Raw genomic sequence first — 25,838 nt, forward strand, 5'->3', positions numbered from 1 at the left:
ACACATATCAGATATGATGAAATTTTATCGCGTGATCATGGTGTTTAGCTTATTGCTGATCGCCATGATTTTAAATGCCCAGGATAGGAATATTGGAGTTAATGAAGTTTATCCACCAGCAATGTTTAAGGAAAATGGCGGACGTTTTATCAACGTAAGAAAGTTGGTAGAAAGTGGTGTTCATACAACGAATGCGGTCGGTGATGGCGTTGCAGATGACAGTGATGCCATTATTGCGGCAATGGATTGGGTAATGAATAGACTAAGAGCCTCGGGGCAACCTTGTGGCTGGCGTGAAAGCTGGTACATTTATTTTCCAAATGGTACCTATAAGGTTTCTAAACCTTTGGTTTATTCAGGTGATCCTGTTCCGGATTGCGTGCCTGCACAGGCTTCAGCTACCCGAGAAGGTACCGCAGGGCTAAAGCTAGTGGGGCAAAACCGCGATTCTGTAATTATTAAGCTGAACGATAATGCAACTGGCTTTGGAACTGGGATGAAGAAACCGGTGGTTTCTTTTTCTAGATTTGATCGGGGGACTATTTTTAACAATGCGCCTGCAGGTTTTCATTTCAGGAACATAACCATTCATACCGGGAGCGGAAATCCTGGGGCAATAGGCCTTGATTTTTATGGTGCCAATACGGCGAGACTGGATAACGTTAAAATAGTCGGTAGTGGAGAAATTGGTCTGCATGTTAGAATCGGTTCCGCACATGGTTATTATAGTAACCTGGTGATCGATGGCTTTAAGTATGGAATATATCTGGATGGAGATGCAGAATCACATCCCGCTATAGAGTACGTAAGTCTCAGCAACCATAGCGGAAGTGGTATCCTGCTTTCAGGTATTTCCACTTCTCTACGTAAAGTCTATAGCACAAATTCGGTTACTGGACTTACTTTACAGAAGAAAGGCACCCGTTTTCCACACGCTGTTATTGTGGATAGTAAGTTTGAAAACGGTACCTCATTAAATACTGGAATTCGCATTATTGATGGATTTCTGTTTGCCAGGAATGTAGAATTGTTGGGCTATGGTACCGGGATTAAAAAATTAGACACTACTGTTGCCGTAACTGGAACTACTGCTGAATATTCGAGTGGATCTTTCAAAGCTTTTAGCGAGTCGAGGGTAAGGACAGGACCTGTGAAATCGATGAATCTGGGAGTGCTGGATTATCCTTTGATCACCTGGGAAGGAAATTTCAATGATTGGGCGAATGTGGATGATTACGGAGCGGTTGGCGATGGGGTAACTGATGATATGGCAGCGATTCAGTTGGCCATGAATTCAGGTAAAAAAGTGGTTTACTTTCCTAAAAATAAGTATAAGATTAGTGGTACGGTGAGCATTCCTGCAGCTGTAAAACAGGTACAGGGAGCTGGAGTGTGGATTGAAACCGGTGGTGTCAAATTTGATGTGAATGCATTATCTGCCGACACCTTATTGTTGAGAGATATTGAACTGGCCTCAGGTTCCGTAAAGCATACAGCCAAACGTCAGCTATTTTTAGAAAGTACGTCCTCCGCAGGTAATGTTTATACCAGCTTTCTAACGGATTCCGGAACTAAAGTATTCGCTAATAATATCCATGGCTTTGCCCGGCTAGATGGGACGATTAAGTATGTGAAAGCTTATGTGCGATTTGTAAATAATGAAAAACCAGATCATTTTCAGATCAATGCCGGTATAAGTAGTACGCTTTGGATATTCGGATTTAAGACAGAAAAGACCTTTTCTGTGATGAAAGTCAGGGATGGTGCAAAAATGGAAGTACTGGGTGGATTGTTAAACCGATACGGTACAGATGTTGATCCCGATCCGGTTGGTATATTGAATGACAATTCAGATATTTCTGTAATTGCAGCCACCAATGGACCTGATCGATATTGGAACCCGATGATTAAAGATATTCAGGGTAGCGTAACTAAAACATGGTTGATGAATGAGTTCCCTTCTCGTGGTTTTGGGACAAATATTGTGATCCCACTGTATGTAAGTTATGGGTTTTAAATCTACTATTTTTTTAGTTAATTTTATTGGTATGTAATTCTTTGGTTGTGAGGGACAATTTATTTTATAGCTTTGCCGAATGGTAATTTTTTTTACCGAGAAAATCCCTATTCTCGTTGAATAATGACCGATTAACCCGTCGATTATGAACTCATAATGACTGATTTTTCTTTATTCGAAAATGTGAGGTGTTTTTTTAGGTAATTAGAGTATATACCTTTTTTGTGCAGCACCTCTTTTTTCAAACATGACCCGAATTATCCCTCATTGTATAGTAACATTTTTGTTGTTTTTTGTTCTTTCTTTTGCTCTCGATACTCAGGCCCAAACCCGATATTATGTCAAAGCAGATGCCACTGGTACGGGTACTGGTTTAAGCTGGCAGGATGCTTATACAACCCTAACTGCCGCGATCACCAAATCTGTTAATGGAAACGAAATCTGGGTAGCTAAGGGGACTTATTATTCAACAAGTGGAACTGGGGGAACTTTTACCCTTAAAACAGGTGTTCAGATTTATGGCGGTTTTGCAGGAACCGAGACTTTACTGAGTCAGCGTGTTGTTGCAGCAAATGGTCTTTTTACTGTTAATGAATCCATATTACACGGACAGGATGCTAACTATCATGTGGTTAGCTCGGCAAATAACAATGCTACTTTGCTGGATGGATTCACGATTACCCGTGGTTTATCGGCGGTTTCAACTTCTCTTTCTGGACCTTATATTGGGGCGGGAATTTATGTGAGCAGTGGAGCTGCAATATTTCAAAATTTATGGATTAAGGAAAATAATGCCTCAGCAGGCGGTGGCGGAATTTATAATGCCGGGGTATCCGCGTCTTTTAAAAATCTGATCATAGAGAATAACAATCTTCGGAGTGTAACTGCCGGAGCAGGTATTTATAATGCGGGAGCATCCGCAACATTTGAAAAGATTATTTTTAAAAACAATACAGGTGCTGGTACGGGTGGTGGATTTAACAATACTGTGGCCGGTGTGACAATGACCGATGTTAGCTTTGAAGGTCACAGTGTGACTACCAATGGTGGTGGATTATTTAACTCAGGAAGTAATCTAACCATCAATAGAGCTTCCTTTATTGGTAATTATGCCGGCCAACGAGGTGCTGGAATGTATAGTGTTACCGGAACAGGTATTGTATTGAGTAATAGTGTATTCAGTCAAAATGTAGTGACTGGTGCAAATGTTGGTTATCTTGGAGGGGGATTGAATTTTATCTCAGGATCAGGAAATATCTACAATTGTACTTTCAGCAATAACACAATTGGCTATGCTATTGAAAATGTAAATACTTACGGAGCAGGATTGTATTCAGGAGTTGTCGCATTAAATATTTACAATAGTGTTTTTTGGAACAATAGACGGGGTGGAGATGTACCTGATCAGCTTAATACCACTTTTAAGTTTGGCCTTTACTATAACCTCATCCAGGGGGGGCTAAATAATTCGGAAAACACAATTATCGGAAATCCTGAATTTGAAAACGCTTTAACTCATAACCTGAGACTAAAGAATGGATCTATAGCCATCAATGCGGGAATAAATTCCCAGGTAGTAGGGGGGACGGATGCAGCAGGAAATACAAGGATTGTTAATGCTGCAGTCGATCTTGGTGCTTATGAACATCCAATAGGGTCTCCGGCGTCCATTGTACTTCAGCCTTCAGCTATTGGTAATGTTACCCGTGGTATTCCATATCAATTACAGTTAAGCACAAATGGATCTGGGGCTGCAAGCTTTCAGGTAACTTATGGGAGTCTGCCTCCGGGAATTAAACTGAATGCACAGACCGGTTTATTAAGTGGAATTGCAATGGTGAACGACGACTATACCTTTGTAGTGAAGGCTACTCAGGGCGGGCAAACCACCAGTAGGCAGTATACGATCAACGTAAATAATGCTCCTGCCAGACTACATGTGCGCGCAGCATCAACTACTGGGGATAACTCGGGAGCGAATTGGGCTGATGCTTACGTTAGATTACAGACTGCTATCGAGATGGCAAAAAGTGGAGATGAAATCTGGGTCGCTAAAGGAACCTACTCTCCTGTGCAACATATAGACTCTACTTTCAATATGGTTTCTGGTGTCAAAATTTACGGAGGTTTTGCCGGAACGGAGACAGTGGTGAGCCAGCGAGTGGCGGATGCAAAGGGGAAATATACTACGAATGAGACGATTCTGAGTGGTAACTATGTAAACGTCCATGTGGTGAACAGCATTGCGGCTTTAACACCGGAATCAACACTGGATGGTTTCACGATTACAGCAGGGAATGCTGTGCAAGCGGGTGTGAAAAGTTACGGAGGCGGTATTTATATCAATACAGTTGCCGTAAATGGAACCTATAGCAATCTGATCATCAAAAATAACAATGCGAACACCTATGGAGCCGGAATGTACAATGCTTCAACAGCGATTCGTCTAAAGAATGTTTCCTTTGAAAACAATGTGTTGTCGACTGGTACTACCAGGAACGGAGGGGGACTTTACAATACTGGCGCTAATTTGCAACTGAATGATGTTGACTTTAAGGGGAACCAGGCAATAAATGGAGGCGGGATGTGGAACAATGTCGCAGGGGTAGCCATTACTAAAGCAACATTTGAAGAGAACGTCGCAACAAATGGAGCTGGACTTCATAATGCTGGCACAATTAATATCAACCAGGCATCTTTCCTAAAAAATACGACTACAAGTACTGGTGCTGGAATTTATGGTACCGGCACCATAACAGTCACTAACTCTATATTCAGTGCAAATAGCATAACCGGAGCAACAGCAGCCACAGCTACAAATGGTGCAGGGATGTACTTTAATGGTGCCGGAACGATTACCAACTGTACTTTCAGCAATAACATAACGAATTATACTGTTACGGGGACCACAACCATTGGAGCCGGTTTGTATGCCGCTCCCGCAGCATTCGGTGTTTATAACAGTATTTTCTGGGGTAATAAGCGGGGTAATGATGTGGCCGATCAGATTGGTGGAACAGCCACTAATCTGGCCAATAACCTGATTCAGGATAATTATATTTATGGTACAAATAACCTGATCGGTAATCCGGAATTTGAAAATGCATTAACACATGACCTACGTTTAAAAAATGGTTCTGTGGCCATCAATGCCGGAAATAATGCTTATGTAGGTACAGCGAATGACCTGGCTGGAAATACAAGGATTATCTATAGTATTGTCGATTTGGGTGCTTATGAAAATCCAAATGCAAGTGCTGGATCGCTGACGATCCAACCGGCTACTTTAGCAGTAGCGCGCAGAGGAACAGCCTATAGTCAGCAATTTAGTACTTCTGTTGCTACGGGCGCTATCACTTGGGACCTTACGAATGGTACTGTTCCATTGGGGATGCTCTTTAACAAACAAACTGGAATCCTTAGCGGTGTGCCGATGTATTCAGGTGCTTATACGTTTGTGATCAAGGCCACGCAGAATGGAACAATGGCAACAAGGCAGTATAATTTACAGGTTAACGATGGAGCTACTCGCTGGCATGTTAAAGGGAATGCCACTGGTGCCAATAATGGTGCCGATTGGACAAATGGACTAACAAGATTGCAATCTGCATTGGGAATGGCGAAAGATGGAGATGAAATCTGGGTAGCAAAAGGAGTTTATACGCCTGCTGCTCATGTTGATTCAACTTTTGTCCTGGTATCGGGGGTAAAAATGTATGGTGGTTTTTCCGGAACAGAGACATTGCTTTCGCAGCGTATTGCAGATGCCAATGGGAAGTTTATACTTAACAATGCAGAACTTCATGGCTCAACGGTAAACAAGAATGTGGTTTCTAGTACTAAACTGGTTTCCATAGAAACACTTTTGGACGGTTTTACCGTTTCAGGCGGAAACTTTCCAGGGGGTAGTGGAGCGGGAATTAACATTCTTGCTGCTGCGGTAAACGGAACCTACAAAAACCTCATTATTAAAAATAATACAGCCTCAACCTACGGTGCGGGAATGTACAATGCAGCAACTGGAGTTAAGTTTGATAATATTCTCTTTGAAGGAAATGTGTTGACCACTTCTACCAGGTATGGCGGGGGACTTTATAATACCGCAATTGGTATTCAGTTAAACAATATAACCTTCCGCGGCAACCAGGCTGTCCAGGGTGGTGGAATGTACAATGTTAGTAACAATGTAACCATCAATAACGTTGTTTTTGAAAACAACACAGCAACAACTTTAGGTGCTGGACTCGTAAATACTGGTACGGGTTTTATCCTGAACAATGGCGTGTTTGAAAATAATATAGCAACAGGGGCTGGCGGAGGTTTTAATACGACCGGTTCGGCTACACTGACGGATGTTGTCTTCCGTTCAAACAGATCAAATACAACCGGTGCCGGGATTTCAGGCTCAGGAACATTGAGCGTCGATCGGGGCTTATTCGTTGATAATATTGCCGTACAGAGTGGAGGTGGTATTTATATGAATAGTACCGGTTCGACTACTTTAACCAACGTTGCATTTAGTCGTAATGCTGTAACTTCAACAAGTACCTCCTATTATGGCGGTGGTGTTTATGCTGGAAGTGCTACCTCGACAAATATCGTTAATGCTACTTTCAGTAAAAATACAGTAGGGCGAGCGGCAGTCCTTAGTGGTGCTGGCTTGTACCGCGCGGCGGGTACAGTAAATGTGACCAATAGTATTTTATGGGGCAATACTCGTGGCGGTGGTGTGGCAGATCAGCTGAACACCGCAGGAATTTCAGTAGCCAATAGTACCATCGAAGAAGGGTTCGCCACTGGATCAGCTGTTTTGGTAGGAGATCCTCTATTTACTGATCCCGATAATGACAACCTTATCTTAAGAACCGGATCGCTCGCTATAGATAAAGGAAACAACGCAGTTGTAGGAACAACTAAAGATATCGATGGCAATCCGAGGATTTACAATTCAATTGTTGATCATGGTGCCTATGAAAATCAGGGGGGGGCTTCCCTCAAAATTGCCCCTACAACACTTGGAACAATTACCCGGGGGGCATTGGTCGATATTCAGATGACTGCAACCGGAGGAACGGGGCCTTTTACCTGGAGTATTTTAACCGGAGAATTGCCACTTGGATTATCGATCAGTCCTGCTGGACGGATTTATGGTCGTGTGATGAAGGGCACTCCGGGTGGCGATACGTTCGTGATTTCGGTAACCAACGCTATGCTTATTGGCAGTAAACAGTTCAGCATTGATGCAGTGCCAGGACCAGCACGTTTCTATGTGAAACAAAATGCAACAGGGAAAGCAACAGGTGCCAACTGGACAGATGCCTTTACCGATCTGCAATCGACATTGAGTAATTATGTAGTTGCTGGGGATGAAATCTGGGTTGCAAAAGGTACCTACTTACCGGGAACTACTGCTGCCCATACATTCACGATGAAGTCGGGGGTAAAATGGTATGGTGGATTTGCCGGAACAGAAAATGAATTGACGGAAAGGGTGGCAGATGCCAATAAGTTATATGCGGTTAATGAAACCATTCTTTCAGGAAATGGCATCAGCAATCACGTAGTCACCAACGTCGAATCATCGACAAATGAAACTGTTGTAGATGGATTCAGTATCACTGGTGGTAGAACGGCAACAGGGTCGACCTCTATTACAAATAGTGCCGCGGGTATCTATAACAATGCAGGTGAGGCGGTATTTAGAAATTTATGGGTAAAGAACAATTATGCGGATAGGTATGGTGCAGGTATTTACAATAACGGTCCAGCTACCTTTGAAAATATCCGTATAGAGAAAAATATGGTGACCCGCGGATTAGGATATGGTGGTGGTTTATACAACCAAAATGCGTTTGTGATCCTGCGTAACCTGACTTTTGTAGAAAATGAAGCTACCCTGGGTGGAGGTATGTATAATGCCATTGCCAACCTGACTGCAGAAAATTTAAGTTTCTTAAGAAACAAAGCAATCACCTCAGGAGCTGGTTTATATCATAGCGTTGGAATGTTGAACCTTAAAAGGAGCTTATTCGAAGGGAATGCTGTAATAGGGAATGGTGGTGGACTATTTACTGTTACAGGTCTTAACGGAGAAGATCTGATCTTTAAAGACAATACGGCCACCACAACTGGTGCCGGAATGAATAGCGCAGGAACACTAACTTTAAACAGAGTTTCTTTTATCGGCAACACATCTGCCCAATATGGTGCAGGGCTCTATAACAACGGAACTGCAAGACTCGACAATGTGGTGTTTAGTCAAAATAAGATCAGCACAAATTCTGCGGTAGGTTTTGGCGTGGGAATGTACAATTATGCAGGTGCATCAGTGCTCAGCAATACTACTTTCAGCAACAATACGAGTGCTTATATACATGCAACTACTAATGCAGGTGCCGGCTTCTATCTCCGCAGTGGTTCTGCATCTATTTACAATAGTATTTTCTGGGGAAACAAAAGAGGCAATGGTTTGTCTGATCAGATTACTGGTGTAGTAACAGTTGCCAATAGTATTGTTGAAAACGGTTACGCCGGGGGAACAAAGATTTCTATTGGAAATCCCTTGTTTACCGATGCTGCTACAAACAACCTTAAAATTAAAGGTGGATCAGCAGCAATAGATGTAGGTGACAATGCAGCAAGTGGTACCGCAGTCGATCTGGCCAATTTGCCAAGGGTAGTAAACGGAATCGTCGATCTTGGCGCCTATGAAAATCAAGGGGGCGAGAGTCTTTTGATTCTTCCTGCATCTTTACCCACCTTTGTCCGCGGTACGAATATAAATACACAGTTTACCGCTACGGGTGGTGGCAGCTCTCTAACCTGGAGCATTTCTTCAGGGACTTTACCTACAGGACTTAGTTTTAGTTCAACAGGACTTCTTTCTGGAAGAACAATGTATGTTGGAAGCTATACTTTCGTCGTATCCGTTACCGATGGAGAATTCGCTGGAACAAAGCAATTTAATGTTGTGGTTAGCGCGGGTTCAACCAACATTTATGTAAGCGAGGGTGCAACTGCCGGGCGTAAGGATGGCAGCAGTTGGTCAAATGCATTTACAGATTTGCAACTTGCATTGGGACAGTCGACTGCCGGAGATCAGATCTGGGTAGCCAAAGGGAATTATAGTCCTGGATTGTTGGCCACGTCTACGTTTGCCATGAAGGAAAATGTAAAGGTTTATGGTGGTTTTGCTGGTACCGAAGAAAACCTTGCAGCAAGAGATACCAGTCTTATACATACAACTAATAAAAGTATCCTCGACGGAAGTCAGGGGGTGGCGAGCTACCATGTGGTATCTAGTACAACTGCCGTTACTTCGGAGACCATCCTTGATGGATTTACGATTTCTGGTGGACGCACCCTAACCACCACAAGTACCAGTTACCCTAATGTGCCCGACCAAGGCGTGAATTATTATGGTGCGGGTATTTATACAAGTCTGGGGCGACCAATATTTAACAACCTGATCATTACCAACAATACGGCACTTTTTGGTGCTGGGGCATTTGTCCTTTCGGGAGTAGCAACTTTTACCAATACCAAATTTATCACCAATAGCACCATTGGTAATCTTGGTCGCGGTGCGGCTCTGTATAACCATACTGGTGGTATTACTGTTGATAATGTGCTTTTTGAAGGAAACTTCATTACTTCAGGATCTGCCACTTATGGCGGGGCTATTTTTAATAGCGGAACTGCATTGATCAGCAATAGTACTTTTAAAGATAACATTACCAATGGTACTGGTTATGCTTATGGTGGGGCTTTATATAGCAATACCAGTTCAGTGGTTAAAATTTCAAATACAAGCTTTATAGGCAATCAGGCACTTAACGGTGCTGCGGTATATAACAATACAGCTTCACCTGAATTTACTGACGTTACCTTTAAATCTAATCGCTCAAGGGGTATGGGAGGTGCAGTTACCGCAGCTGGTACACCGCTCTTTGAACGTGTATATTTTATCGACAACGAATCTACTCAACATGGTGGTGCATTATATACTTCAGGGGCCGCCAGGTTAAATAACGTTGTATTCAGTCGTAATCGTATCGTTGCGGTCCCCACAGCCGCTGCCTACGGAGGAGCCATGTTTGCGGGTACCACAGCTACGCTGACGAATGTAACTTTCAGTAACAACAGTATTTCCCGTACTGCTGCGGGTGGTGGTGCTTTATTTCGTTCGGCTGGTACAGTTAGCATTAGCAATAGTATCTTCTGGGGAAATACCCGCGCAGATGGGGTAGCCGATCAGATCATGGGAGTAGTGACCATTGACAGGAGTATCGTACAGAACGGCATTGCCGGAGGAACAAATATCGCCATTGGCAATCCACTCTTTAACGATGCAGCGGTAGACAACCTTCGGTTAAGAGGAGGATCACCAGCTATCGATATGGGTGATAATGCGAAGGTGAGCGGAGCAACTGATGTGGAAGGAAATCTAAGGATCTATAATGATATAGTGGATATGGGCGCCTTCGAAAACCAAGGTACCGCAAGTCTGATCATCAGTCCGGCAACATTACAGGCTTATAGTCGTGGTGACTTGATGAATGTGCCACTTACGGTTTCTGCAGGTGGTGGCAATTTGGTATGGAGTATCACTTCAGGGACATTACCACTTGGACTTGGTCTGGAAGCCAATGGCATACTCAAAGGAAGGCCATTAGAAGCCGGAACATTTACTTTTGTAGTAGGTGTTACCGATGGTTCACTTGTTGGCCGAAGACAATATACCTTGTTGGTAAATCAGGCGGCAACACAGCTATTCGTTAATGTTGCTGCAGTATCTGGTAGGAATGATGGTAGCAGTTGGGAACATGGATATACCGATCTAAAGCTTGCCATTACCAAAGCAATCACAGGTGATCAGATCTGGGTAGCTAAAGGAACTTATAGCCCTGGATTACTCGCTACCAGCTGGTTTACCATGAAAGAGGGTGTAAAAATATACGGAGGTTTCGCCGGAACAGAAACAACACTTAACGACAGAGCATTTCCAGAAATGCACACCAACAACCAAACCATATTGGACGGGAGCCAGGGTGTAGCAAGCAGACACGTTGTATTTAATAACATTGCATTGAGCAATACCACTTTACTTGATGGTTTTACCATCAGCGGTGGACAGGGCCTTGCTGGTACTGACTCAGATAACAATCGTGGAGCAGGTATTTACAATTATGCAGCAGTAAAAGCTATTTTCAGCAACCTGCGGGTCATCAATAATAAAGCAGAAAGAGGTGCCGGTATCTATAATATGGGAACGGCCGTTTATGATAAAATCTTGTTCGAAGGAAATGAGGCCAATTCCGTAGGTGGTGGTTTCTTTAACCTCAATGCTAACGTTACGATGACGGATGTGATTTTCCGCGGAAATACTGCTAAACTAAATTCTGGAGGTCTTTCTCAAAGTGGTGGTGTACTGAATATTGATCGGGGATCATTCATTGCCAACACTGCCGGTCAGCAGGCTGGGGGTATGTATAACACTTCTGGAACAGCAAATCTGAGCAACGTGATCTTCAGCAGAAATGCAGTCACAACAGCAGGTGCTTACTATGGCGGAGGTATGTTCTCAGCAGCTACAACCAACCTAAACAATGTTACTTTTAGTGAGAATAAGATTGCCTTTACGCATGCCACTACGATTGGTGGTGCGGGACTATACCGTTCGACAGGCGTGGTGACAGTGAACAACGGTATCTTCTGGGGCAATACTCGTGGTAATAATGTTCCGGATCAGCTTACCGCTGGACAGACTGTGCGTAACTCGATCGTTCAGGGCGGTTATGCAACCGGCACAAATATCCTAATCGGTAATCCTTTGTTTAATAATGCCACACAGGATGATTTGCAGTTAAAAGGTGGATCACCAGCAATTGATGCGGGTGATAATTCAAGTAATACCACTAGTCTGGATCTTGCCGGAAATCCAAGGATCACCAATGACATCATCGACTTTGGCGCTTATGAGAGTTTGGGTGGTAATGGATTGAAAATTCAGCCTACTGTGTTCCCATCATCTGTACGTGGACTGGATCCTAATTTCCAGATGAGCGTTACGGGCGGTGCTGGAAATTATACCTGGACATTGCAGTCAGGCACATTGCCAACAGGTTTGGTATTAACCGCGGAAGGGTTAATTACAGGACGTCCCACGGTGCCAGGTACATACACTTTTGTAATATCGGTTACCGATGGTACACTAGTGGGTAGTAAGCAATTTAATGCCGTGATTACCGATGGCCCATCGCGACTGTATGTGAGACAGGCCGCTACTGGAAATAACAATGGTAGCAATTGGACAGATGCCTTCATAGATCTTCAGATCGCATTAACACAGAGCAAAGCCGGAGATGAAATTTGGGTAGCCAAAGGAACTTATTATACCGGACCATTAGCTAGCTCTTATTTTACTTTAAAGGAAGGTGTTAAGATGTATGGCGGTTTTGCCGGAACAGAAGCACTCCTTGCTGAAAGAAACATAGCTAACATACGTACCACAAATGAAACTATCCTTGATGGTAGTCAAGGTACCCCGAGTTACCACGTGATTTACAATACAGCGGCATTAAGCAGCGCTACTGTATTGGATGGTTTTAGTATACAGAACGGGAAAGCAGCTATCAATAGTACCGGAGCCAGTTATTATGGCGGGGGTATTTACAATACGAATGGTGCAGTTGTTTTCAACCATTTATGGATCAAAAACAATATTGCTGCCTATGGTGGTGGTTTATTTCATAGCGGAAATGCGACGTACACAGACATCATTTTTAGTAATAACCAGTCTAAAGGAACAAATGCCAGAGGTGCGGCAGTCTACAATCAAAGTGGTTTTAAATTAACAAAAGGTGTTTTCCAGAATAACCAGTTATTAGAAGGTACGGCTTATGGAGCAGCAATATTCAATTCTGGTCCACTGACGCTTAGCGAGGTGAAATTCGAAAATAACATCATCAGCAATGGACAGGGAGGAGCGATTTATTCCAACTCAGGTGCAGTCGTCGATATTAGTAAAACTGAATTTACAGGAAACAGAGCAACTACGGGTGGCGCAATATTCCTGGCCAATGGAACCACTACTTTTACAGATGTGCAATTCAATAACAATACAGCTACTACCTCTGCCGGAGCAGTATATGCTGCTGGAGTAGTCAACATAAACAGAGGCTCTTTCATTAACAACTCATCAGTACAACATGGTGCGGCCTTATGGTCGGCCAGCACGCTGAAAATCGACAATACGGTCTTTAGCAGAAACAATGTAACTTCTACTGCAGGGTATTATGGAGCTGCTATTTTCTTAAATTCGGGAAATGCACTGATCAATAATACCAGTTTCAGCAACAATAGCATTGCTTACAATAAAGGAACAGCAACCTTAAGTTATGGTGGCGCTATATATCGTTCTTCTGGCACTGCGACCATTAACAACAGTATTTTCTGGGGCAATAAACGTGGGAATGATGTTCCTGATCAGATAAACGCGGGTATTGTCGTAGGTACTTCTATTGTACAGAATGGCTATGCTACAGGAACTGATATTAAAATTGGAGATCCGATGTTTGAAAATGCAGCTGCCGATAACCTGAAGCTAAAAGGAGGTTCATTGGCAATTGATGCAGGTGAGAACAACTTGCAGGTTTTTGATAAGGATCTTTCAGGTAATCCAAGGGTAGTGAATGGAACGATTGATTTGGGTGCTTATGAGCAGGATGGCAATGGCCGACTGATGATCGGCCCTGCGGTGATCAATTCGATTCCAAGAGGAACTGCATTGAACCTGCAATTGCTTGCTACCGGAACTACATTACCAGTTAGCTGGACTTTGCAGACAGGTAAACTACCAGTAGGACTTACCTTCTCCGCAGATGGGAAATTAAGAGGAGTACCTACGGTTGTGGGCACATATACCTTTGTTATTGGGGTTACTGATGGACAAATTCTAGGTAGCAAACAATACACTGTAACGGTACAAAACGGCATAAGCAGGTTGTTTGTTGACCGTGCAGCTACAGGTGATAATAATGGTAGCAACTGGGCAAATGCCTTTATGGATATACAACCAGCCTTAGAACTTGCAGGAGCGGGCGACGAAATCTGGGTGGCAAAGGGTACTTATTACACGGGACCATTGGCAGCTTCAACCTTTAAATTAAAAGAAGGAGTAAAAATGTATGGTGGTTTTGCCGGAACAGAGGCTGCACTGGCAGATCGGGACATGGCCACATTGCGTACGGCAAATGAAACAATTCTAGATGGTAGTCAGGGGATAGCCAGTTACCATGTGGTATCTAACGCATTGGCATTAACTTCAGCTACGGTTCTGGATGGATTTAGTATTCAAGGGGGTAATGCAACACTCATGAGTGGTAGCAACTATCAGGGTGGTGGTATCTACAACAACCTGGGCGCGGTACAGTTTAGTAACCTTTGGATAAAGAACAATAGTGGAACTTATGGTGCTGGTATTTACCACAATGGGGATGCTGTATATACAAATATCCAGTTTAGCAACAACCAGGCAAAGGGAACAAGTGCCAGGGGAGCGGCTGTTTACAATGCGAAAGGATTTAACCTGAGTAAAGGTGTATTTGAAAACAATAAAATTTTAGAATCCAGCAGTTATCCGGGGTATGGAGCGGGTATATTTTCTACCGGAATGTTGGATCTTTCCGAAGTAGAATTTAAAAACAATAGTATCCTTAACGGGCAGGGAGCTGCGATTTATAGCAATTCCAGCGCAGTGATCAAAATCAAGAAAGGAACTTTTACCGGAAACAAAGCAACAACCGGGGGAGCCCTGTTTATTGCCAGCGGAACTCCAGTATTGGAAGAAGTAACTTTCACCGATAATACGGCTACTGCGGCAGGTGGTGCCATTTATGCTAGTGGTGTATTGATGCTCAACCGTGCTGCCTTTATTCACAATACGGCAACACAGCATGGTGGAGCCATCTGGTCAAACAGTAACCTGAAAATTGACAACAGTATTTTTAGTCGCAACGAGATCACTTCAACGGCTGCTTATTATGGTGGTGCCATCTACATTAACGCTAACGATGTACTGATCAACAATACCAGTTTCAGCAAAAATAATATAGGCTATGCCAAAGGTACAGCAACCCTAAGTTATGGCGGCGCATTGTACCGCAATACAGGAACAGTAACCCTACACAATAGCATCCTCTGGGGCAATACCCGTATGGGGACAATTGCAGATCAGCTCAATGTTGGGGTGATCGTGGGGAACACCATCATTCAGCAAGATTATGCCACTGGTACAGATGTTAAAATTGGCGATCCTTTATTTCTGGATGCAGCGGCCGATAACCTGCAGTTGCAAGGAGGTTCCTTAGCGATTGATGGTGGCGAAAACAGCTGGCAGGCTTATGATAAAGATCTTGCCGGTAAAGCCAGGGTGATCAACAATACGATCGATCTGGGTGCTTATGAAAATGAAAGTACTGATAGATTGATCATCAATCCGGAAAAGATTGAAGCCATCACCAGAGGAACTTTCCTAAATCTGTCTTTCAGCTACACCGGAACAAGTCTACCAGTTACCTGGAGTCTTCAGGCAGGAAAACTGCCCCCGGGTGTATTGTTAACTACCGATGGAAAGCTAACCGGTGTACCAAATATTATAGGCACTTATACCTTTGTGGTTGGAGCTACAGATGGAAACCTAAGTGGTAACCGACAGTATAAAGTAACCGTACAAAATGGTACTGGAAGAATGTATGTGCATCAAGCAGCTACGGGTGCTAACAATGGTAGCGATTGGACAAATGCTTTCAAAGACTTGCAAACGGCAATGGAACTTGCCGGTGCAGGTGATGAAATCTGGGTAGCCAAAGGAACTTATTCAGCGGGTCCGCTAGCGGCATCTACTTTCAAATTAAAAGAAGGACTTAAGCTATACGGTGGATTTGCTGGAACAGAAACTACCATCGAAGAGCGGGATACATTGAAAATCAGAACCGATAACGAAGCCATTTTAGATGGTAGTCAGGGTATTGCAAGTTACCACGTTGTGTATAATGCTGCAGCGCTTACTAATGCAACGGTATTGGATGGTTTTAGTATCCAAGGTGGTGGATCGGCAGTTAATACCTCTAACAACAGTATTAATTTTTATGGTGGTGGTATTTACAATTCACTGGGAGCAGCAGTTTTCCGTAAGCTCTGGATCAAAAATAACCTTGGGGTATATGGAGCTGGTTTGTACCACAATGGTGATGCGACCTATACAGATGTGGTCTTTAGTAATAACAGATCTACGGGCTATTACGCGCGTGGTGCTGCCGTATATAACGTAAAAGGATTTAAGCTAAACAAAGGGGTATTCGAAAACAACAGAATCATTGAGAGTTCTAGCTATCCGGGATACGGAGCAGCGATGTTTAGTACCGGTGTTTCCGATCTGAACAACATTAGGTTTGAAAGTAATACACTAACCAATGGACAAGGTGGAGCCATCTATGTAAATTCTAGTGCGGTTACCAATCTGAGTAATGCCAGCTTCAGTGGGAGTAAGGCAACTACGGGTGGTGCTTTATACCTTGCAAGTGGTACAGCAAACCTGACTAACATTAGCTTTAAAGATAACATTGCTACGGCGTCAGGTGGAGCAATCTATGCGGGGGGCGTGTTAAACATCGACCGTGCCACATTCCAGAATAATATTTCCGGACAGCATGGTGGTTCGATCTGGAGTAGTGCTACGCTGAAAATCAGTAACACCAGTTTTAGTCGTAATAAAATCAACAGTTCAGCAGCTTATTATGGTGGCGCAGTGTTTATCTACACCGGAACAGCCACTTTAACCAACACCAGCTTTAGTAAAAACAGTATCGGATATTATAAAATCGGAACTGTAAATTATGGTGGTGGATTGTACCGTAATTCGGGAACGGTAACCTTAAATAACAGTATTCTTTGGGGGAATACCCGTGGAGAAGGAGTGCCGGATCAGTTGAACCTGAACATCAAGGCAACTAACTCATTGATCAGTGGTGGTTACACGACAGGATTAAATATCGTAGATGCTAATCCTGCTTTTGCGAATGCTGATGGCGATGACCTGGCGCTTACAGGATGTTCTCCGGCAATCAATACTGGTGACAATAACCTGGCGCCTGCGGGCACGGTAGATAGACTTGGAAATCCAAGAATTAAGGCCGCAGTAATTGATCTGGGGGCTATAGAATACCAATCAGATGTGATCACTTTAAACCCAGAAACTTTGCCTCAAATCCCTCGTGGTGCAGCATTCAATCAGCAGTTGCAGGGCGTTGGCGGAACAGGTTTTTATACTTATAAACTAATCTCTGGTAAGCTTCCTGATGGATTGTCTATGGATGCTTCAGGGATGATCACTGGTAATCCAATTGTGATTGGTAAATATACTTTTGTGATCAATGTAAGCGATGGAACCATGTGTGGTAATCGCGTTTACAATATGGACGTAGTAGCAGGTACAGGTGTGGTTCGCATCCTGGTAAACCAGGCAGCAACAGCCGGCCAGAACAATGGTAGTACCTGGGATAATGCTTACCTCGACTTGCAAAGTGCATTAAAGGTATCCTTAGCAGGAGACCAGATCTGGGTAGCAAAAGGAACTTACAGTCCGGGAACATTGGTAACTTCTTACTTCACTTTAAAAGAAGGGGTGAAAATGTATGGCGGTTTTGGCGCTACAGAGTCTACACTTGCTGAAAGAGATTCTTTGAAAGTAAGAACGGTTAACGAAACGATCCTCACGGGTAACAATAACAGTAGACACGTAGTGTACAACTACAATGTGCTGACTGCTGCTACAGTGCTCGATGGATTCAGTATCAGTGGCGGTCGCTCGGTGCCTTCAGGCACAAGCACTGGCGAGCCTTATATCGGTGCTGGTATTTACAACCGGGTCGGAGCGGCAACATTCAATCACCTCTGGATTAAAAATAACAATTCCAATACTTATGGTGGTGGGATGTACAATGGTGGAACAAGTGTTATCAGTAACGTTATTTTTGAGAACAATGGTACGCTTAACAGTTCTGGATCCTATCGTTACGGTGGTGGTTTATACAACATCGGAGCGGCAACCTTCCGACAACTCGAGTTCATCAATAATACCGCTGCTTATGGTGGTGGTATGTACCAGGGCTCAGCAACAGTTACCATCAATGATATAACATTTAAAGACAACAAGGCAACACTAGGTGGGGGTTTTTACAGCTACTCGGGTAAGGTGACCTTGAATAATGCCATTTTTACAGGGAATACGGCTACTCAACACGGTGGTGGTTTATACCAATGGGCATCAACTTTAACCATCAATAATGCTGAGTTCAGTCGCAATAAGGTAACTGGTACAGGTGCTTATTTTGGAGGAGCATTCTACCAGTATACCTCAACTTCAACATTGGTTAACGTGAGCATGAGCAACAACAGTATTGCTTATGTAAATGCTACAATAAATAAATATGGTGGTGCCATTTATAAAAATGCAGGAACATTAAATCTGCATAACAGTATAGTTTGGGCTAACCAACGTGGTAATGGCGTAGCAGATGAACTTAACCTGAATATCAAACCTGTGAACTCGCTGATTCGTGGCGGATACGCAGCAGGAAAAGTAATCGTTGATAAAGACCCACTGTTTAACCTGGCTAATGAAGACGATCTTTCGTTATCAGCATGTTCTCCAGCTATCAATATGGGTGATAATGCCCTTTCTGTGGGTATCCTAAAAGATATGGCCGGACAGCCGAGGATCAAAACGGAAGTCGTGGATATGGGTGCCTTCGAAAATCAGCAAGAACGGATCAATGTTGGTCCAACAGTATTGCCGGAAGGTTTAAGAGGGGTACTTTATGAACACCAGATGGTTTCTTCAGGCGGATCTGGAAGTTATACCTATGCGGTGAGTTATGGTTCATTGCCAGACGGACTGCTCTTGAGTCCTTCGGGAAGATTGAGTGGCAGACCAATCAATGCAGGTCTGTATACTTTCAACATCACGGCCAGCGATGGTAGTTTGTGTGGAAACCGACTGTACACTTTTGAAGTGAAAATGGGGACTGGAAAAGTAAGAATTTATGTAAACCAGGCGGCAACCTCGGGGATGAACAACAGTGCAAGCTGGGATCATGCATTCCTGGACTTGCAAAAAGGAATAAGTTCTGCTATGACAGGAGATACGATCTTCGTAGCGAAAGGGACTTACACGCCAGGTTTGAAAGTGAACAACTATTTCACGTTGAAAGAAGGTGTTAAGATTTACGGTGGTTTTGCAGCAACAGAAAAGGAACTTGCAGACAGAGATTCAACGGCCATCATGACGACTAACCAAACTATCCTTGATGGAGCAAACCGAAGCTACCACGTAGTTTTCAATAGGCTGGCCTTAACCGATGCCACCGTATTGGACGGATTTACAATCAGTGGTGGTAAATCGGCCAACGGAAGTAGCACAGCTGACCCATACAATGGTGGTGGTATTTACAATGCGCTCGGAAAAGTCATCTTTAAAAACCTATGGGTTAAAAACAACTATGCTTATTATAGTGGGGGCGGAATCTTCAATAGTGGAACAGCTACCTTTAGCAACATTATCCTTGAAAATAATACTGTAGTGCAGTTGGGTGGTGGACTTTACAACAATGCTGCAGCTACTTTTAAAAACGTAAAATTCATTGGTAATAAAGGTAGTCAGGGTGGAGGAATGTACCATATCACTGCCGCCCTGGACATGAAGGATGTCGTGTTCAAGAACAATACTGCAACAGCAACCGGTGGTGGATTCTATAATGCAACCAACGGAAAACCTACCATTACGAATGCATTGTTTGTGGGCAATACTTCTGCACAGCATGGTGGTGCCATTTACCATTTCACAGGTACTTTTAACTTGATTAATGGGGCTTTCAGCAGAAACAGAACCACGGTGAATGGTTATTATGGTGGTGCTTATTACCATTATACAGGAACGACGAATATCGTAAACGCGACCTTTAGCAACAACACTTCTGCTTATATCAACGCTTCTACAACCACCAAATATGGCGGTGCCTTGTATCGCAATACGGGAACAGTAAATGTTGCCAACAGTATTTTCTGGGGCAACACACGTGGAAATGCAGTGCCGGATCAGATGAATGCTGGAATCCTTATTTCCACAAGTACAGTGCAAAACGGATATGTAACCGGAACTACCATTTTGACTAAGGATCCTCAGTTGGCAAATGCTGCTGCAGACGACCTATCGCTGGCACCTTGTTCGCCAGTAGTCAACATGGGTGACAATACAAAGATTACAGGAACCACTAAAGATCTTGCTGGCGAAGATAGGATCAAACATACAACAGTTGATCTTGGTGCTTATGAGTTCCAGGGTATATATCTTGAAAATGCAGAACAGCAACTTCCGGCTGCGGATCAATGGACAAATTATAGCCATCAGATTCAACTGGCAGAAGGAGGAGCATATACTTATACGGTAAGTCAGGGGTTATTGCCTGACGGATTAGGCTTAAGCAGCAGCGGCCTGATTTCTGGTGAGCCAACAGTGGCGGGAGACTACGAATTTACACTGGCTGTTCAGGGTGCTGATGTTTGTGGCTCACTGAAAGTAAAGATAAAAGTGAATCCACGTCTTGCCTATATCATTCAGGTATTGAAACCTTATCCTGTACCGGTTAAGAAAGATACAGGAACTCCATTTGACCAGTTAAACCTGGTGACACAGGTGGAAGTAGTGATGAGTGATAACAGTCATGCCCGATTCCCTGTAACCTGGTTGCCTGGTAACTACGACGGTAATGTGGAAGGTATTTATGAACTCATTGGGACCTTAATCGTTCCGAACCCAGATGTGAATAGAAACAACCTAACCGCAACAGCGAAGGTTGCAGTCATCACACCGATCTATCCATATATCATTGCTGTAGCAGAACTTCCGCCAATAAAGGTATTGTCGGGTACGCCATACAGCGAGGTATTGCCATTATTGCCTAGACAAGCACAGGTGACTTATGATGACGGGGTTACCAAAGAGCTATTAAACCTAACCTGGAAACAGGGTGATTATAATCCTAAGGTAGGTGTATATCGTTTATATGCTACGTTGGGTATTAAGGAAGAACATGCTAACCCTGCCGATTTTGAAGCGAATGTAGATGTGTATGTACAGCATAATATCATTGCTGTTGAGGACCTGGCCGACATTACCGTGGATTTGCATACACCTGCTGAAAACCTACCACTGCCTGCTACAGTAAGGGTAACTTACCATGATCAGACTACTGGATTCTTGAATGTGAGTTGGGACAGGTCGCCATACATCGCAGATAAAGGTGCGGAGTATGAGCTTAAGGGAACGCTGCAGTTGAGTGATCTTGTTACCAATACAGGGCAGTTGTTTGCCAATAATAAAGTAATCATCCGTAAAAACATCGTTTCTGTGCTGGGACAATATACGGCAAGTACGCCTTATGATACTCCATTTGATGAGGTGATCCTGCCAGAAGTAGTAAAGGTTAATTTTGACGATGGCACACAGGACACGGTAGGTGTAGAATGGGCGCCAGGGACCTACAATAAGTTGCAAAGCGGTAATTATACACTTACAGGAACCCTGCTTCACAATGAAAGTATCGACAATAAGAGCAATATCAAAGCACAAATGATCCTTACGGTGCTGTCAAAACCTAAGAATATTGTAAGCATTGCCATATTGGATACTGTGAAGGTGAGCTATGGTACATTGCTAACTGCTATTCCAGAACTGAAGACAGCAGTACAGGTAACTTATGATGATGGCAGTACGGGTATGTTGAATATGACCTGGGATACCGAAGGTTATGATCCATTGGTTCCAGAGGTTTATACCTTTATTGGAGATCCAATACTGATCCCCGGTGTTGTGAATAAAGACGCCAAAACAACAGAAATAAATATACAAGTAGGTAACAAAAAGATAACCACCGTACAAAATCCAGCTGCAATCACCGTTAAATACGGAACGCCAATGGAAGATATTGCCTTCCCCGAAAATGTAAATGTGACTTATAACGATCAATCAGCCGGTACCGAAGGTGTCATCTGGACTTCTGAAACTTATAATGCGCAACTTCCTGGGGAATATGAGTTCAAAGGAACAGTGGTTACCGCCGATGATATTGACAATCCGGATAACCTGGTGGCAACGATAAAGGTAACTGTTGGACCAAAACCACTTGAAGTCGATACTGTTGCTACAAGTACAGTGCTTGTGCCTTTCGGTACCAGCTTTGCCAACGCACAACCTTTATTCCCTGCGCAGGTGAATGTGACTTATGATAACGGTAGCACAGGTATGCTGAATGTGACCTGGGAAGAGGGGGATTACATGGATGATGTGCCTGGTATGTACGAACTGAAAGGTACCTTGCAGCTTCCTGAAGATATCCTTAATCCGAAGAATGTGGAAGCTGTGTTAATGGTAACTGTAGGTAAGCACCTCATCGATACTTACACGAGTCCTGACACCATAACGGTAGTTTTTGGCACTGCTCCGGAAGCAGTTACCTTGCCAGGTCAGTTGAGTGCCAGGTTTGTAGATGGGGGCAATGAAGATCTGGGAGTAGATTGGGACCTTAGTCCTTATAACGGAAACCTTGCCGGATCTTATGTACTTAATGGAAGCTTTACGCTAACCGATCAGATAGAGAATCCTAAACCGGTAAATCCACAGATCGTAGTAATCGTATTACCAAGAGAGAAGGAAATTGTCGCCCTAAGAACGGATACCATCAAGGTCGAATTTGGTACTTCATTAGAAAGTTTACAGTTTCCACTAATGAGCAAAGCGACCTTAGATGATGGTTCATTGATCGATATTGCGGTACAGGATAACTCATTTAAATCCTTGATTTACAATGGTGATGCGGCAGCTGAGTATCTCTTTGAAGGTGCGATTACTGTACCTCAAGGCATTTTAAATACCAACAACCTGAAGCCAAAAGTGGTAGTGGTAGTGGATAGAAAGCAAATTGAAACTATAGAGACGTTGCCAGGAATCAGCGTAGATTATGGTACTGAATTCGATGCGTTGACTTTACCAGAAGCGGTAAAAGTGACCTATAACGATGCCTCAGAAGAACTACTTTCGGTAACTTGGGCAAAGGGTACTTATGATGGCAAAGTTGCCGGAGTATATACCTTGCAAGGAACTATAGTAGTTCCTGACGATGCTGACAATCCGAAAGGCTTGCAGCCTGTAATTACGGTAACGGTAGCAGAACGCATTAAGAAACTGCTATCTATTACAAGAGATACCGTTGAGGTAAGCTATGGAACATTACAGGCGGATATTTCATTCCCTGCTACAGCAACTGGCTTGTTTGATGACGGTAGCACAATGAGCCTTTCAGTAACCACATGGGCAAATGTAGACTACGATTCTACCACTCCGGGGTCTTACGAATTTAGTTCGGAAGTGGTTATGCCTGCACTGACGGAGAATCCAGATTCAATAAAGGCTTTTGTTAATGTAAAAGTGGCTCAGCGATATATCGTAAGTGTAACAGACCCATTGGCTATAACTGTTCCTTACGGTACAGCTTTTGGAACATTGATGTTACCAGATACAGTGATGGTAACCTATAACAATGATGACCAGGAAGCCTTGCCGGTTAACTGGGATGGTAGTACTTATAATGGCCTACTTGCTGGTGAATATATCCTTCCAGGTACATTGGTTCCTGACTCACCGGAAGAGAACAAGGACAATAAAACAACAACCATTAAAATAACGGTTTTACCTAAACTGTTGGTGCTGGATTCTGTATTGCTGAATACGCCTTTACATTTCCCTTTCGGTACCACAGAAGCACAAGTTCTTGCACAGTTGGGAACACAGCTTGATGCCATCTTTACAGATGGATCAACAGGTAAAGTGGCCGTTAGCTGGGAATCGCCATTGTTTAATGGAAATTCCCCAGGAGCTTACAACTTTACCGGTCTGCTCGACATGGAAGGAAAAGCGGAAAATCCTGATGATATCACACCAAAGGTGGAAGTTATTATTGACAATAAAAATGTGATTGCCATAGAAAGCCTGGTTGATCTGATCGATGTGTATGGCAAGCCTTTCTCTGCGCTTGACCTGCCAGCAACTGTAATGGTAACCTATGATGACCAGACTACAGCCAATCTGCCGGTATTGTGGACGGAAAGTAATTACGATGCAACATTGTTGACACCGCAAGTGATTAATGGAGAGATACAGCTGACTGATGATGTACGGAATGGTACAAATCTGCAACCCCAGATTAAGTTAATCCTCTGGAAAGATCTACTTTCTGTAACAGATCTGGCACCAATAACGGTGAAGTACGGGACGCCATTTGCAAATCTTGGTCTGCCGGCATCCATTGAGGTAACGTATAATGACGGGTCGAAAGAAGTATTAAACATCACATGGGATCAGGCGGCCTATACTGCTGCGGCAATAGGTGAGCTAGAGCTTACTGCTGCACTAACTTTATCTCCGAATACCTTCAATACCACAGAACAAGTTGCAAGTGTGAAAATCACGATTGAGAAGGCCACACAAACTATCACTTTTGCGCCTATTGGTGAAAAGAATTATGGGGATGAGCCATTCAAATTGACCGCGACTGCTTCTTCAGGATTGCCGGTAACTTTTGAGTTGTTGGATGGTAAGCTTGATCTTAATGGAGACATGGCGACAATCGAAGGCGCCGGTAATGTTGTTGTGAAAGTTTCACAAGCTGGCAACGCGTTTTTTGCACCTGCCGAAGCGCAACAAACTTTTAAAATAAACAAGGCTATGTTGACGGTTACTGGTGATACATTAGTGAAATATTTCGGTAAAGAGAATCCGCCTTTTACTTATCACATGAAAGGATTTAAATACGAGGAAACGGATACTACGGTTCGTGCTGATGCTACGCTAGTGGGAGAGCCAGCTTTCAGTACAACAGCAACCCTAACTAGTCCTGCCGGAGATTATCCGTTAACATTGAGCCTGGGTACACTGCAAGCCGACAACTATGAATTTACTTTTGAGCCTGGTTTACTGACGGTTAAGAATCTATACCATACGATCACTTTTGAGACGATGGGTGGAACACCAATAGATCCAATACAGGTAGAAGATGGGGCGAAAATTCCTGTAGTAACGACCACAAAATCGGGAATGATTTTTTATACCTGGTTTAGTGACCAACTTATGGAAACAGTTTTTAATTTTGACGCCGCAATCACTGAATCTATGACGCTTTACGCGGACTGGACAATGGCGGCATTGCCAGACTCCGGACCGATAAGTATGCGTACAGTGGCGGACTATATGCTTGGCCTGAATGAGCTGACTACAACAGAGCGTGCAGCGCCATTTTCACTGTCGTTATTGAATGGCAAAAGTCATCTTGCAAAGAAGACTGCACCTTTCAAACTGAGCGATTGGTATAGTTACGGACCGATGAAAAAGGCATTGTTGAATACCAGTACGGTAATTGCGAAAAATGAAACAGCAGTCACCGTAGGAATAACATTGCTTAACAATGGTGGAACAGCTTTAACAGCAAGTGGCATCTGTTGGAGCACAGATGAAAATCCAACGCTTGCAGATACAAGGGTGAATGCTGCCAACATCGGTGATAGCCAGGTGCTGGTGGATGGCTTGATGGTAGGTGTGAATTACTACCTGAAAGCCTTTGTCATCAATCAGGCAGGACTGAGCTATGGCAATGAGCTGGTATTTAAAATTAAAGAAGATGGTTCAGTAGAAATGATTAAGAAATAAAAG

General features: G+C 43.4%; 2 protein-coding genes. Both read left to right on the plus strand.

The window, feature by feature from the left end; translation table 11 throughout:
- The first annotated feature begins 13 nt into the window (after positions 1–13).
- Complete coding sequence (locus tag BLS35_RS00385) at positions 14–2,017, plus strand: glycosyl hydrolase family 28-related protein (protein ID WP_090776807.1); 2,004 nt, start codon at positions 14–16, stop codon at positions 2,015–2,017.
- Positions 2,018–2,264: 247 nt separating this feature from the next.
- Positions 2,265–25,835 carry a choice-of-anchor Q domain-containing protein gene (locus tag BLS35_RS00390; RefSeq protein ID WP_090776808.1) on the plus strand — a complete coding sequence of 7,857 codons (23,571 nt, stop codon included), beginning with the start codon at positions 2,265–2,267 and terminating at the stop codon, positions 25,833–25,835.
- Positions 25,836–25,838: the final 3 nt, after the last annotated feature.

It is taken from the genome of Pedobacter sp. ok626, from assembly GCF_900100435.1.
Lineage (GTDB): Bacteria > Bacteroidota > Bacteroidia > Sphingobacteriales > Sphingobacteriaceae > Pedobacter.